The organism is Pseudoalteromonas sp. SG43-6, assembly GCF_014164365.1.
Taxonomy (GTDB): domain Bacteria; phylum Pseudomonadota; class Gammaproteobacteria; order Enterobacterales; family Alteromonadaceae; genus Pseudoalteromonas; species Pseudoalteromonas rhizosphaerae.
Map to the genome: position 1 here is coordinate 1 of NZ_JACJEZ010000075.1, position 15,123 is coordinate 15,123.

A 15,123-nucleotide genomic window follows, 5' to 3' on the forward strand; every position below is an offset into this window, starting at 1 on the left:
TTGGGTATGGGCCGATCAATACACCGGTCAAGTCCTGCAATCTTACGATGCCTCAAAAGCCAACCTCACAACTCGCGCGTGGAATTTTAAATACAAATTTCATATTGGCGATTTTGCCGGTTTTTTGGTGCAAATGTTATGGCTATTGGTTGCACTACTGCCTGCTTTTTTTACTATCAGCGGGGGTTACTTTTGGTATAAGCGCCATTATAGATAACCCAGCATTATAACGTTTTAATAAATCAGCTCGCACTGGTGATGTTGAACAATAACTTTAAGTTCACACCACCAGTAACACTGTCAGATCAACTCATGCCACCCTTACCTTTCAAATAACTGCCGTTCCTGACTCGATGTAAATGTACTTTTTGCCTTGTGGCAACTCATACTTTAAACAAGTGACGTTGCTTTATTTTTCCTATTTTAGCTCCTAAAATTAATCGTACCAATTACATGGAATTAATCACTTATTAGCGCATCAGGAAAAAAGCTTAAGGACGAGAGCTATGAAAAGTGTTCTATTATTATTTATAATCAACCACTTGTGCTTTTTTATAGCAGCCGAGTTTTTTACTGGCACCTTGAGCAAACTATCAGGTAATAGCTTTCTCTCAGTGATAGGAATCATTTATGCCTTTGTGGGTTTTCCACTCCAGCTACTTATTGAGCTACTACTGCTTATTGGTTTTTGTTATCAACTTTTTAATGTCGGAAAATATCAAGCAAGTGCGCCGCTTTGGTTGGCATTTTTTGCAAGCATAATGCTGATGTTTAACTTTTTTGAATAGCAAAAAACAAAATGCAATTGATAATAACTATCAATACCCTTGCCTTTACACTTCTTTACACTTATTATTGCGCCAATAAAAACAGCAATATCTCATAATTACATAGTCGTAAAGGATCTTCATGTTTAAAACCTCTTTCACTTTATTAGCCCTCGCTGTAAGCACTGCCACTTTTGCCGATGAAGCAATCAATAAAAACCAATTAACCGATACGCAAATGGAGCGTGTGGTTGTCTCTGGTAGCCGTGTTTTTGAAAGCATTGATGAGGTTCCCGCATCAATTACTATTATCAATCAACAGCAAATCGAAGAGCATTTAAAAGTAAATCCAGAGCTACAAAGCTTACTTGCGCAAATGGTGCCGGGCCTTGCCCCTGATACAGGTAGTTCGAGTAATACCGGGCAAACGCTGCGTGGTCGCGCACCACTTATAATGATTGACGGCGTGCCGCAATCAACCCCACTGCGTAATGGCTCTTTAGGTATAAAGAGCCTTGACCCAAGTGCTATCGGCCGCATTGAGGTGATCAAAGGTGCCACCTCTATTTACGGTAACGGTGCATCAGGCGGTATTATTAATTACATCACTAAACAAGCAAAAAGTGATGGTAAAACCGAAGGTGAAATAAGTTTATCGAGTCGCTTTAGTGCGGTAAAACTTGAGGAAAGTGCCGGTGCAAGGCTATCAGCAGCCATTAATGGCCGTGCTGACAAATTTAGCTATTTAGTTACTGCCAGCTATGAAGAAAATGGCGTACAACGCGATGCCCAGGGTGACATACTCGGTTTACAATATGGTTTATCTGACGCAGTTACACAAAACTACTTTACTAAATTGGGCTATGATTTTGATGACGAAAAACAGCTACAATTTAGTTATAACTACTTCAGTTCGCAGCAAAAAACTGACCTTGGCGATGTTGCTGGCGATATCAACTTAGGCGAAAAAACCTACGCAATCCATGTACCACCTGAATTACAAAAACAAGGTAAACCACAAGGCCCCGAAGGCAACGAAAATATCACCCTAAAGTACATAGACTACGCGCTATTTGATAACACCCAAATGACCTTAGATCTTTATATGCAAGATATAGAAAACGTGTTTTTCTTCTCCCCCAATCTTGCTAATCAAGACGAAAATTATGACGGCGGCCAGTCAATTATAAGATCTGAGAAAAAAGGCGCACGCGCAACATTTAATACCCTAATAGATTTTGATTCTATCGAAGCCTCATTTATTTATGGTATCGATGCATTAACCGATGTGACTTCGCAGCCACTTGTTGATGGCCGTATCTGGGTTCCAGAAATGGATATGCAAAGTGTTGCTGGCTTTTTACAAACCAAATGGGTGATTGCTGATGACCTTATTGTCAAAGCCGGTGTTCGCAAAGAAAGCATTGATTTAACTGTAGACGATTACCGCACACTTAAACTATGTAAAACGCCAACTCAGTGCTCAGTACCTATTAACGTTAAAGGCGACACTATAGATTACGATGCGACAACCTATAATGTTGGTATTAAGTACAACCTTGATGAAAAATTCAGCCCATTTTTAAGCTACTCACAAGGCTCCGATATTTCAGATATTGGCCGTTTGTTGCGTGCTGCCACGGTAAACGATATTGGACAGATCCAAACGCAAGCCTCGATCATAGACAACTATGAAATTGGTTTTAATTCACAATTTGATAATGTACGTATTGAAGTTGCCGCATATCGTAGTACCTCTGAACTTGGCACAACCAATAAATTTAATGAAGTGACCGGCGTATATGAACCAGTGCGAGCACCACAGGAAATTTGGGGCTACGAAACACTGGTAGATTATACAATTTCTGCAAACCTAAAATTACTGGCAACGTATAGCTATGTTGAAGGTAAAAACACCGAAGCAGATGTTTATTTAGGTTCTAAACAGATCAGCCCACCAAAAGCGACAGCTAACCTAAACTGGCAACCTAGTGATGCTATGTCACTAACATTAAGTTACCTGTATGTCGGCGATAGAAAACGCTTTGCAGCAAATGACGATGGCAAATATGTGGGCGATCAGGGCCCTGTCGAAAATTATAATATTTTTAACTTAACTGGCCAATACCAATTTGCTGATAACTGGCAAGGGTTTGCAGGTATCGAGAACTTATTTAACGAAGATTACTTTCCAGCCCGTGCTCAGTCATATACATTCGGCGGCTACAACATCAAAGGTTTAGGAACAACAGCAACTGTTGGCGTTAAATATAAATTTTAAGCATCATTAAACTCGTTCATTGCGCGGTGCAATGAACGAGCCTTTCTTAATTTCATCTTTAACCTTAAATATAAATAGCAATCTGTTCACAAAGCAACCAACAATGCAAACTTAAACGAGAATCACACGCAATATTAACCATATGATTTAAAAGGAAAATACTTGCAATTTTGTGATTTTACACTAAACTTGTCGCAATTATGAATTTCAAGGTAGGCCGTTATGAAAGGTAATCAAAAAGTTATCGACAGCTTTAACACATTGCTTGCAAATGAACTTGCAGCAATCGATCAATATTTTATCCACTCACGTATGTACGATGATTGGGGTTTAGATAAACTTTATGTACGCCTTAATCATGAAATGGAAGAAGAAAAAGATCACGCTGATTGGTTAATTAAGCGTATTTTATTCCTCGAAGGCGTACCAAACATGACCAAACGCCGTGATCTTATTATTGGTCATGATGTTAAATCAATGATGCAAAATGACTTAACCCTAGAGCTTGAAGTCGTTGAATGTGTTAAAGAAGTAATTGCAGTCTGTGAGCAAGAAAAAGACTATCAGTCACGTGAGATCCTTGAAAAGCTATTATTCGATACCGAAGAAGATCACGTTTACTGGCTTGAACAACAACTTGGTTTGATTGATAAAATTGGTAGCCAAAACTATCACCAATCACAAATGGGCGAATAGGAGCTAAATTATGAAAGGCGATAAAGACGTTCTTGTTGCATTAAATAAAATACTGGCAAATGAATTAGTTGCCATTAATCAATACTTTTTGCATGCCCGTATGTTTAAAGATTTTGGTTTTAGCGTATTAGACAAAGCTGATTACAAAACCTCGATTCAAAAAATGAAAAACGCTGACCGTTTAATTGAGCGTATTTTATTTTTAGAAGGCCTACCTAATCTTCAAGATCTTGGCCGTTTACGCATTGGCGAAAACAGCGAAGAAATGATTGCTTGCAACATGAGTTTTGAACTAGATTCATTGGTTGATCTAAAAGATGCGATCAAACTTGCTGAAAGTAAAAAAGATTATATTAGCCGCGAAGCTCTCGATAACATTTTATCTGAGCAAGAAGAGCAAATTGACTGGCTAGAAACGCAACAACAGTTAATTAAAAGCACCGGTATTGAAAACTACCTGCAGTCGCAAATGTAACGTTTGGTTAATATCAAAAAAAGCAGCTTAGGCTGCTTTTTTAGTTTTTATAATACAAATAAATGTCACTGAGATTAAACAATTACCAGCAATAGCTACGCCACTTGCTCAGTAATATCAGCGATTTGGATAAGTTTACGATTGAGGATCTTTTTAGTACAGCCGCAGCATTTGCCGCACTGGCTACCGACTTTAAGCTCTTTAGAAAGCTCGCGCATTGTAGTCGCACCTTCGTCGATTGTTTGTTCAATTTTTTTATCTGTCACACCGTGACATAAACAGATATACATGAATACAAACCACTCTCAATTACATTCGAGCTTGTATATTAATCTAAACGTAAACAGTTCGCAATTAATAATCGCATAAAATTGAGAATTATTTTTATTTGCTTAATTTCATATAGTTTTAGATGATCACCGCAATCCGGTTAAAACTTAAGAGGCTGATATGTGCCACTTCATGAAATAACTCATATCTAACTGTTATTTTCTTCTAGCCACTCATTCATGTCATTCAATAACGCAGGAAGCAGCTTTTCCAGAAGTGAAAACTCTTTTTCAATATCTAGTTGCCCCTTGCTTGCTTGTAATTCAATCTCTGCAAACAAACTTCTTAACCTGTCGGCGCTTATCTCACCACATAAACCTTTAAGAGAATGCGCAACTTGACGAACTTGTTCATAATTATGATCATCGACAAATTCTGTTAGTTGGTTAAATTTTTCAGGTGCTGTTTTAATAAACATAGTACAAATTTTAATAAGCAAAGCTTCTTTGTTAAGTAAACGAGAAAGTGCAGCACCATGATCCCATAACACTTCTTTTTCAGCCAAAATTTCAGTGACAGAGTGTTCATTTTTTTCGTAATTAGATAATGTCCACTCTATTACTTTAGCTTGCGCCTCATTTGCTTGAATAGGCTTACTAATATAGTCGTTCATGCCAACCGATAAACACTTTTCTTTTTCGCCCATCATGGCGTTAGCTGTCATAGCAATAATAGGTATATTTATAAACTCATTACCGGCATCTCCTGCACGAATTTTCTCACAAGCTTGGTAACCATTTAAGATAGGCATTTGACAATCCATCAAAATACAACGTATTGGCTTGCCTTCTATGCGACTAAATTTTAACGCTTCTATTGCTTGCTCACCGTTACTTGCTGTTTTTACATAAATTGGTAAAAACTCAAGTGATCCAACTGCTACTGCGATATTTATCTCATTATCATCAACAATTAATATACTACACCCATCAATTTGCTCTAAAGTTCGTACTGGTATATTACTGTTTTCGCTTGCTTCTACTGTAAGTAACTGCAATTGATCAACCTTACTCAGAGTTAATCCAATAGCTCTTAGTAAATCACTTTGTGTGAATGGTTTACTAATTGTCGTGACCTTACTTGAAATACCTTTAGTTAATGGCAATCCGGGTTTATGTAACACAACAATTTTAAGGTTTGATTTATGGTGTATGAAATCATCAATTATTTGTTCTAACTCACCACTTTTATTGTCTTCTGCATCTAAGAAAATAATGTCATAGGGTTCAGCAGTTATATCGGCTAAATCTTCAAAATTTGAGAGTTCTACCTCGCCCCCTTCATGACGAATTAACTCTCCTAGTAGCTCTTGTGATTCTTTATTATTATTAATAACTAAGACTTTTTTAGACAAATAATGCTTGTTCTGTGGTGTATTCACACTACTTTCACTATCAATTATTATATCAAAACTGAACGTACTGCCCTTATGTGGGACCGAACTGACTTTTATATCCCCCCCCATCATCAGGCATAACTCTTTGCATATTGATAATCCAAGTCCCGTACCGCCAGACTCAGCGTTTATAGTGCTATCGACTTGATTAAATGCTTTAAACAGATGCTGCTGGGCACTATATTCAATGCCTTCGCCGGTGTCTTGAACGCTAATAATTAATTTGTGTTTTTGATCCTCAATCTTTTCTGATTCAACTTTGATCTTTATGAAACCACGCTCTGTAAATTTAATCGCATTATTAATTAAATTATTGATTATTTGGGTTAACCTTAATGGGTCTGATACAGCTCGCTGGCAATTTAAACCTCGTGTATCAAGATAAACCTCAAGCTCTTTATCAAAGGCCATTATGGAGCACGATTCAACTAAGCATTCAATCAAATATTTAGGATTAAATGTTCTAAAATTTAATTCAAGTTTACCCGCTTCAATCTTAGACAAATCCAATATATCGTTTATCAACAAGTTTAAATTAGTGGCACTTAACTCCATCAGACTAATCAACCTACGTGATTGTTCTGGTAATTCTTCACGCTTTAAAATATTTAATGTTCCAATCACACCATTAAGTGGGGTTCTTAGTTCATGGCTGATATTAGAAATATATGCGCTTTTAATATCACTATTTATGACAGCCTGCTCTTTCGCTTCAGCAAGATCTTTCGTTCTGTTTCTAACTTTTGACTCAAGCTCTGAGTTCAAACGTTTTACCTTAACTTCGGCCGCTTTTTCTTTACTAATATCCCTAATAATAAGTGCAAGGCCATTGAGTGTAAACTGCTCAGAAAATACCGGGCTTACAGAAATAGCAAAAAAGTAAGATTGCCCATTTACCTCTACGGACCGTTCATCTTTGATTTGTGATTTCGAGTTTTCCAAATCAGCAATATACTTATCTATCGGCAGCTGTTGGAGTAATATCAATTCATTAGTATGCATACCTATAGATAAAGATTTAGACGTTGATAATAATCGCTCTGCACTAAAGTTAAGGCTGGTTAGTTCACTTTGAAGATTTAATCCAACAATGGCATCAATTGAACCATCGACAATGGCTGATGACTCCCTACGTGCTTCAGCTAGCATTTGGCTTCTGGTTGCATTTCGATAAAAAGTAATAAGCAGTATTACAGTAAAGAAGATAATTACCAATAAAAAGCCATAAGTCAAAAGCCGTTTATCACTAATCATCGTATCGATATACTGCTTTGAAACGACAGTACTTAAATCAATATAACTAAACTTTTTTCCCGGTCGCATTTGAACTATATCGGAAAACACATAGTATTGATCACCCGCTTTTTGTTTCGAATCAACACGATAAAGTCCTTGATATTGGATCGGCTGCTCATATAGCGTATCCCATGTGATGTTCGGTGCTAAATCTCTTGTAAATCGATACTTTTCGATAGGATGATAAAGAAAGTCACCATCAGAGCTGCTAATTATAAGCTGAGAATAGTCAAACACTGTGGTTGTTAATTTTTCAATTAAGGCATTTGCGTTCACGTTCATAATTAAGAAAGCAAAACGCTTACCTTCTTCGCTGTAAATAGGGATAGAAAACCGTAACATCGGCTTATATGGAAATGTCACTTCTCCAAACTCGCGATTCAACGACATCGGAGATAAATATATTTGCTTAACTTCAAGCTGCGAACTCGGCAAAAAATACCGCTCCCCACTTTTGGGCTGTAACGAATAATCGGGTACAGCCTCAACTGAAGCACCTCGGCGCTGCACACGAATAAGCTCTTCTCCTGTTGCGGTAACTGCAATAACACGCAATTGCTCAATATTTAAATTATTTTCCATAAAGCCAATAAAGATAGTCTCTAATCGCTCTTTCCACTGTTTATAAGTGGTTCCATCATATGGGTCTATACCATTGTTATAATGGGCTCTTGGTAACCCTGAAATCGGCGGTGTAGAGTGTAAAAAACTAATATCTGATTTTGATCGAGATATAAATGAAGTCACCACCTCCCTTAATCGCTGATTTGTTGTTGAAAACTCGCTGTCTATTTGCGTTAACACATCTTTTTTTACATGCGTTTCAAATAGTAAAACCGCCAAAACCAACAACAGACCAAAAAAGAACGTGATCCACCTTAGAAACGTCTTTGAAGATACAACTGACTTATTTGCTTTCATGGAAATATTCATCTTTAGCCCTTTGTTACTAATGCTTAGTTAGGGGATTACACCACTTTAATAGTACCGCTCTTAAACACTCATAACTTATTGGTTTGCCGATAAAATCATCCATACCAGATTCAAAACAACGCTGCTTATCGCTACCTAGTACATTTGCAGTTAAAGCTATTATCGGTGTTGTTAAAAAAGCTGGCATCGTTCTAATTTTAAGTGTTGCTTGAGGCCCATCAAGAACAGGCATTTGCATATCCATAAAAATAATATCAAATGCACACATTTCGCACTGTGCAATCGCCTGCTCACCATCACCGGCTATATTGATACAAGTGATATTAAACTCTTTCAAAAGCGCTTCAATAACAATTTGATTAATCTCATTGTCCTCAACAACTAATACGTTTAAGTTAGACAGATCAATCTCTTGCGGTGCTGGTAATTTAGTATTTTCATGTTGTCGACTCGCTTGTTTATCACCCCTTTGAGTCTTTAATTCAAAATAAAAAAGCGAGCCTTTACCAAGCTCACTTTCTACCTTTAAAGGTGCATCCATAAGCGCTAATAACTTACTGGTAATAGCTAAACCGAGGCCTGTTCCGCCAAATCGGCGTGTAATCGAGGTATCGGCCTGTGAAAAAGCTTCAAAGAGTGTCTCAATATGCTCGTGTGATATACCTATACCAGTGTCCGACACACCAAACGACAATATAAGCTCATTATTCGCCTCTTTCTGAACATTTACATTTAATGCAACACTTCCTCTTTCAGTAAATTTAATGGCATTGCCTAACAAATTTATAAGTACTTGCTTTATGCGTGTTTCATCTCCTGCAAAAATAATATTCTCTTCGTCTGTCGGCGATGAAACAAAAAGCTGCACTTGTTTTGCATTTGCTTGTTCACTAAATAGTAGCTTTAACTCATCTAGCATTTTATGTAAATCGATTGATTGGTTTTCAAGCTCAACTTTTGCGGCTTCAATTTTACTCAAATCGAGAATATCATTGATGATAACTAGCAGGCTGGCGCCTGAAGACTGAATAATCTCTAACATTCTTGCTTGTTTATCTGTCAAAGAGGTATTGCCAAGCTGTCGCGCCATCCCCAAAATTCCATTCATAGGAGTGCGGATCTCATGACTCATATTTGCCAAAAATTCAGATTTGACCTTAGAAGTATGTTCCGCTGCTTTTTTTGCAGAAATAAAGTCTTTACTTAACGCCCTGAAACGATTTGCAGCACCCGCTAACAAACCGATTTCATCTTTGCGTGTTAAATCGTGAATGGGCGCCGATAGGTCACCATTAAGAAAGCTTTGAAAACTTTTGGTCAATAGTTTAATAGCATGTGCTATATGAAAGTGAAAAAATAACGCTAGTCCAATGATATACAAGATAGCGCCTACTCCGAGTAGCTGTAAAACATACTCTGTTTTTGAAATACTAACTGAGCCGGTTTCTTTTATTGTAATTAAACGTGACAGTGACTGCTCTCTAAGTGTATTTGCTAATGCACTAAACTCAATGGCATCACCCGCCATAACAACATTAACTAGGCTTAAATAGTTACGATTTGCTTGGACGCTTTTAGTAAAAGCTTGCTGGTAATCTACAGCTAACTGAACTGTTGGGTTTTCGATCCTGTTTTGCTGCTTTTGCAAAGCTAATTTGGAGCTTGAGAGACTTTGCAGCGCCTTAATGACTTGTTGACGCTTAGAATAGTCCTTTTTAGTTAAATAAAGCTGCGCATTGTGGTGTAATGTGTGCCATATATTTATATTTTGCGTAATTAACAACTTATCTTTTAAATCTGCGGTCAGTTGTAGTAAGCCTGTTAAATGGGCAACAGCGCCTAAATAAATACGTGGCAGCTCTGTATCTATCAATGCTGTTTTTATATTATAGCGCTTTTTTAGCACGCTTAGATTATCACCATACCTAAGCACGAGTTCAGACATGGCATCGATATAAATTTTATCGTCAACTTCATTATTTTTTTTATCTATTGCTTTTAAACGCTGGTCAATACTTTGGTAGTTCTGTTCAATCTTAGCAAATACCGCATCACTCCCTGATGCGCCATAGACCGAAATATCACGTTGCATTTCAACAATATCTTTGTTTATTCGTAAAATACCAATGGCATGACTACTAATATCCGTAATATTATTTACCGATGTATCAATTGCTTCTAAGCGTTTATCCATGACGATGTAGCTGATACTGAGTGTAATTACCACCAGTGCTAACGCTAATGTCATTTTCGCTGCAATAGAACGCGATATTAAATGTACCAAACGACGTCCTTAAGCATTAAGTAGTTCATACCATTTATCTAAACTATAATCGTAATTTTGCATTACGGTATTCCACACAGCTATATTTGAAAAACGTTTAATATAACTTCCACCATCGCGAGTCTGGCCAGCTTGTACAGAAATTTTACCATCCGTTCCAATCAGCTCAGTGGTTGCTTCTTTTCCCTCGTACCAATAATCCCACTCAGGCTTAGACATTAACGGCTGGCTACGCTGTGGGTTAGATATATAGTAACCTTGTCGAGCAATAAAGGCTCCAGGATAACCAGATAGCCACCAATTCATATATTCATAAGCCGCATCTTTTACATGCCCCGAGGTATTAGCAGATAAACACATAACACCATGCCAAGCACGATACCCTTCCTTCGGGGATGCATTGACAACAGGGATACCTTGGCCTCTACAGGCACTCACACCCGGTGAAAACATACTTTGGATATTAACGCGCTTTGTCTTCATAAAATCCACTGACTGCGGTACTGATGTCCAGAAACCAGAAAAGTGGCCTTGCCTTTTTTTCGATAATAAAATTGCAAACAATTTATCTAATTCGCCAATGCTCATGTTGCCAATGTCGTTAAATGTCATCAGACCTTGGCCCTGAGCAGCAAGCGCAGCATCAAATATGCCTATTGTTGGTGCATTAACAAGGGCCACTTTTCCTTTATTTTTATCATCCAGCAACCAAGACCAAGACTCAGTTTCATAGGCTTGCCCCTTTTCGATGTAATCTGTGTTATAGCCAAATGAGTCAACATTGTGGACATATGGCATAAAGCTTATTTTTTTTGTAGGTGTACTTGCTAATGAGCCATCATTTTGAACAAATAAAATTTTGTTTGGTGCATCACCTGCCCCTAGTTTGGCCGAGGGGGTTATTTTACCTATTTTAGTAAGGTCATTTATTTCATTCCAGTAGACAAGCCTATCGACGTCTATTGGTTGAATAGCACCGGCTTGCCATAGGATATTTATTGAGTCTGACCACTGTTCATAAAGGTCAAAAGAAGTTGGATCCGCAGCAGCTTTTTGTAAAACAGCTGCACTACCCATAGGTATAAATTGTAAATTTATACCTAGCTCTCGCATTGCTCGCTGCCGAAGCTCTTCTTGCAATGTAACGTGAGTGCCCATGACGCGCAAAGTTGTTACTTTTTTAGCAAATACATAAGGCGCTTTGAATGCGAGTGTTGATACAGCGGCCCCGGCACCAACTGTACGCAGGAAGTGTCTACGATCAGGTGAATAACTCATTATTATTTATCCAATACCAATGTCCCTAAGAGAAAAAGTATAGACTAAACAATAAAAAAAACAGCAAATTAGATCTCATAATTAATTAAAACTACTAAGGAGCCAAATTAAACAACCTGTAATTTATAGCAATTACGGCCATCTCGCTTGGCGCAATATAGTCCTTCGTCAGCCAATGAGATCAACTCATTAAGCTCCATTGTGCCCTGTTTCTCATACGTTACTCCGCCAATACTAACAGTAACGTGCCCAATGGATGATTGACTATGCTCAATATTTGACTCATTAAGTTGTAGAATTATTTGTTTGCATACGTGCGACATCCCTTCAATGTCGGTATAAGGCAGCACAATCAGAAACTCCTCACCTCCAAATCTAATCGCTACGTCATGAGGCCTTTTTAAACTATTGGCAAACACATCGGCAATTTTTTTTAAACAAATATCACCTTGAAGGTGACCATAATGGTCGTTATAAAGTTTAAAATGATCAATATCGATCATTAACACACTAAACGGCTTTTTTTCACGCTCTGATTGTTTCAGCGCATTACTGACTTCCTTGTCTAGATAGTGCCGATTATAAAGTCCTGTAAGAGAATCTTTATAAGTCAACTTCATCAACACTTCTAAGCGCAGCTTATTCTCTACGTGATTTGTAGTTCGATGTATAAGCGTTGAGGCAATTACTGGTTTATCAATAAAATCTGCTGCACCAGCTTCCCAACAAGCATTCTGAGAATCAGTATCATAAGTTGCAGTAATAAATACAATAGGAACGTGCGCAAACAATATATCCTGTTTTAACGCTCTGCATACATCTAAGCCACTGATGTCTGGCAAATTTACATCAAGTAAAATGAGATCTGGGATATTGGATTTGCAATAATCTAACGCTTGTAAGCCCATAGCTAGTGTTTCGACTTCAAAGTAATCTTCCATGATAGCCTGTAGTGAAAAGCGAATTATTTCATCATCATCAACTATTAATATTTTACATTGCGTTAATGGCTTAAGAGCTAGGTGCATATATTTCCTTTATTTTTGGCTTGAGTAAGCACGTCCATCATCTCTAAAAAGGGCATTGGTTTACCAAGTAAGTATCCCTGACCAATGGCACAGCCTAGAGATTGTAGCTTATCTCTTTGTTGGCTTGTTTCAATACCTTCCGCCACGATCTGTAGGCTTAATGAATTAGCCAAGTCGATAATTGCAGTAACAATATCAAGCGATTGAGAGTCACTAATCATATCACGCACAAAAGACTGATCAATCTTCAGCACATCAAGAGGAAATAGTCTCAAATATGACAGACTAGAATACCCCGTGCCAAAATCATCAAGCGCAAGGCTAACCCCCATATCAGCGATCGCCTGTAATTGCTTTATCGTTTGTTCGAAATTATCAATCAGTGCTGATTCGGTTACCTCCAGCTCTAAATAACGACTTGGTAGCTTAGTTTTTTCTAATATCGATGCAACCGTATCAACCAGCGAAATACCAGTGAATTGTTTAGCTGAAATATTAACAGCGACTTTCTTTGGGTATCCTGCATCAAGCCACTTTTTAGCATCAATACAACTTTGCTCCAAAACTTGTTCACCTAAACGGTAAATTAGTCCTGATTCTTCGGCATATTCAATAAAATTAAGTGGAGATATAAATTCTCCAGTGTCATCTTTTAGCCTCACTAATCCTTCAGCACCAATAACGTCGTGAGTCACTAAGTCATATTTTGGCTGATAAAGCACAACAAGATCATTGTTATCTAGCGCGTTGCGTAAGCAATTACCCACTTTTAAACGCTTAGTCATTTCAACTTGGAGATCATTACTAAAATAATAATAGCTATTAGCGCCTTCTTGTTTTGCTTTATACATTGCTGAATCTGCATGACGAAGCATTTCCTCGACACTTGATGCATCATCAGGATACACACTTATCCCCAAGCTTGCTGAAAGGACATGTTGCTCATCAGCTAATCTGAAAGGTTTAGCGATGACATCTAGCACTTGACTAATAAGCGGTTCAAGACCGAATGTGTCTTTTTCATAGGGAACAACAAGTGCAAATTCATCGCCGCCCACTCTTGCAACAGTAATATCATTACATGCAAATTTATCAAGGCTATGACCTATATGGGCAATTATTTCATCACCAATGTGATGTCCTAACGCATCATTTATGTACTTAAATTTATCTAAGTCAAGAAGCATCAGGCTCACTTTAGTATTATTAAATGAGGCTCTAGCTATTCCTTGAGTTAACCTGTCATGAAGCAATACGCGATTGGGTAATGCAGTTAGTTGGTCGTGATGAGATAAATAAGTCATTTGAACTGACATAGCAAGGACTTCGCTAACATCTTGAAAAACCATTACTGCACCACGCTTATTACCATCCTTATCTAATATTGGAGCCGCACTATCTTCGACTCGGTGTAGCATACCTTGCCGACTAATTAACTGTGTGTTTATAGCCATAGCAACAGGCCGATTTTCCTTCAGAGCAACTGATAAAGGATTTATAGAAGGTATTTTTGTTGAGGCATCTCTGAGTATCATCACTTCTTCAATATGCCGCCCTCTAGCCGCGGTTTGTGACCAACCGGTTAGACGTTGCGCTACTGGATTTAGGTAAGTTATACACGCATGCTCATCAGTAGAAATAACACCATCAGCAATAGAGTCTAACGTGATCCGTAAGTGCTCTTTTTCAGCAGCCAAAGCTGCTTTAGTGCGCTGAATAGTTTTTTCTTGAATTCGAATTTTTGTATGGTTTTCAACCCTCATTCGACATAAAGTTAAATTCAAAGGTTTAGATATGAAATCAATCGCTCCCAATGAAAGCGCTTTTTGCTCGATGTCAGGATCATTATGAGAAGTGATGATCAAAACGCGTAAATCACCAAGATGAGGTCTTTTTTGTATTTCTAGTAATATGTCAAATCCACTAACATTGGGCATTTCTAGATCGAGTAAAAGTATATCTGGTATAAACTCTTCAATAAGAGCGATGGCATCCTCACTTTTATTACATGAACAAATAACCCCAACATCGTCCAGAACATGCTCTAGTTGCAAGGTATTGATCTCTTCATCATCTATAACGAGAATTTTACAAAGCTCTGCCATTTAAACGCTCTCCATAATCTAATTTGCCTATAATTAAAGATAGTCCTAATCTCTATGAAAAGCGATACAGCCCAGTTTTAATATATATTGAATTATCATCCACATAAGTGGAAACAACTCAAATCACTATCCCCCTGTGTCAGGATAGTTGTCGCCTCTAACTTTTAATAGAGGCAGATAAAAATGAGACGTCGATTTACACAAGAATTTAAAGTTCAAGCGGTTGAAAAAGCATTATCTCAATGTGATGATGT

At 37.8% G+C, this 15,123-nt stretch carries 11 protein-coding genes; 5 read left to right on the forward strand and 6 right to left on the reverse strand.

The window, feature by feature from the left end:
- The 5 genes from H5201_RS20900 to bfr (H5201_RS20920) form a co-directional block, all read left to right on the forward strand.
- A partial coding sequence (locus H5201_RS20900; RefSeq protein ID WP_182785305.1) for a PepSY domain-containing protein occupies positions 1-217 on the forward strand: 217 nt, incomplete at its 5' end.
- Between the two features lie 289 nt (positions 218-506).
- Positions 507-788: a hypothetical protein gene (locus H5201_RS20905; RefSeq protein ID WP_149980079.1), complete on the forward strand. Its 282-nt coding sequence runs from the start codon at positions 507-509 to the stop codon at positions 786-788.
- 121 nt (positions 789-909) lie between these two features.
- Positions 910-3,048, forward strand: coding sequence for a TonB-dependent receptor (locus H5201_RS20910; protein ID WP_182785306.1), 2,139 nt, complete (start codon positions 910-912; stop codon positions 3,046-3,048).
- A 222-nt stretch (positions 3,049-3,270) separates the two neighbouring features.
- Positions 3,271-3,744: a bacterioferritin gene (gene bfr, locus H5201_RS20915; protein ID WP_149980077.1), complete on the forward strand. Its 474-nt coding sequence runs from the start codon at positions 3,271-3,273 to the stop codon at positions 3,742-3,744.
- Positions 3,745-3,754: 10 nt separating this feature from the next.
- A complete protein-coding gene (bfr, locus tag H5201_RS20920; RefSeq protein ID WP_182739583.1) occupies positions 3,755-4,219 on the forward strand; it encodes a bacterioferritin in 465 nt (154 codons plus the stop codon).
- A 95-nt stretch (positions 4,220-4,314) separates the two neighbouring features.
- Here the strand turns inward: bfr (H5201_RS20920) and H5201_RS20925 are convergent, their stop codons facing one another.
- The 6 genes from H5201_RS20925 to H5201_RS20950 all read right to left on the reverse strand — a co-directional run bounded on the left by H5201_RS20925 (position 4,315) and on the right by H5201_RS20950 (position 14,869).
- Positions 4,315-4,509 carry a (2Fe-2S)-binding protein gene (locus tag H5201_RS20925; protein WP_145236256.1) on the reverse strand — a complete coding sequence of 65 codons (195 nt, stop codon included), beginning with the start codon at positions 4,507-4,509 and terminating at the stop codon, positions 4,315-4,317.
- Between the two features lie 188 nt (positions 4,510-4,697).
- Positions 4,698-8,174, reverse strand: coding sequence for an ATP-binding protein (locus H5201_RS20930; RefSeq protein WP_182785307.1), 3,477 nt, complete (start codon positions 8,172-8,174; stop codon positions 4,698-4,700).
- Positions 8,175-8,190: 16 nt separating this feature from the next.
- Positions 8,191-10,458, reverse strand: coding sequence for an ATP-binding protein (locus H5201_RS20935; RefSeq protein WP_182830687.1), 2,268 nt, complete (start codon positions 10,456-10,458; stop codon positions 8,191-8,193).
- Positions 10,459-10,467: 9 nt separating this feature from the next.
- The gene (locus H5201_RS20940) at positions 10,468-11,736 is read right to left on the reverse strand and encodes a PotD/PotF family extracellular solute-binding protein (RefSeq protein ID WP_182717811.1); all 1,269 of its coding nucleotides are present in this window, start codon (positions 11,734-11,736) and stop codon (positions 10,468-10,470) included.
- A gap of 107 nt (positions 11,737-11,843) precedes the next feature.
- The gene (locus H5201_RS20945; protein ID WP_182785308.1) at positions 11,844-12,764 is read right to left on the reverse strand and encodes a diguanylate cyclase; all 921 of its coding nucleotides are present in this window, start codon (positions 12,762-12,764) and stop codon (positions 11,844-11,846) included.
- Positions 12,755-14,869: an EAL domain-containing protein gene (locus tag H5201_RS20950; RefSeq protein ID WP_182785309.1), complete on the reverse strand. Its 2,115-nt coding sequence runs from the start codon at positions 14,867-14,869 to the stop codon at positions 12,755-12,757. Before H5201_RS20950 ends, H5201_RS20945 begins: the two co-directional genes overlap by 10 nt.
- Positions 14,870-15,123 lie beyond the last annotated feature (254 nt).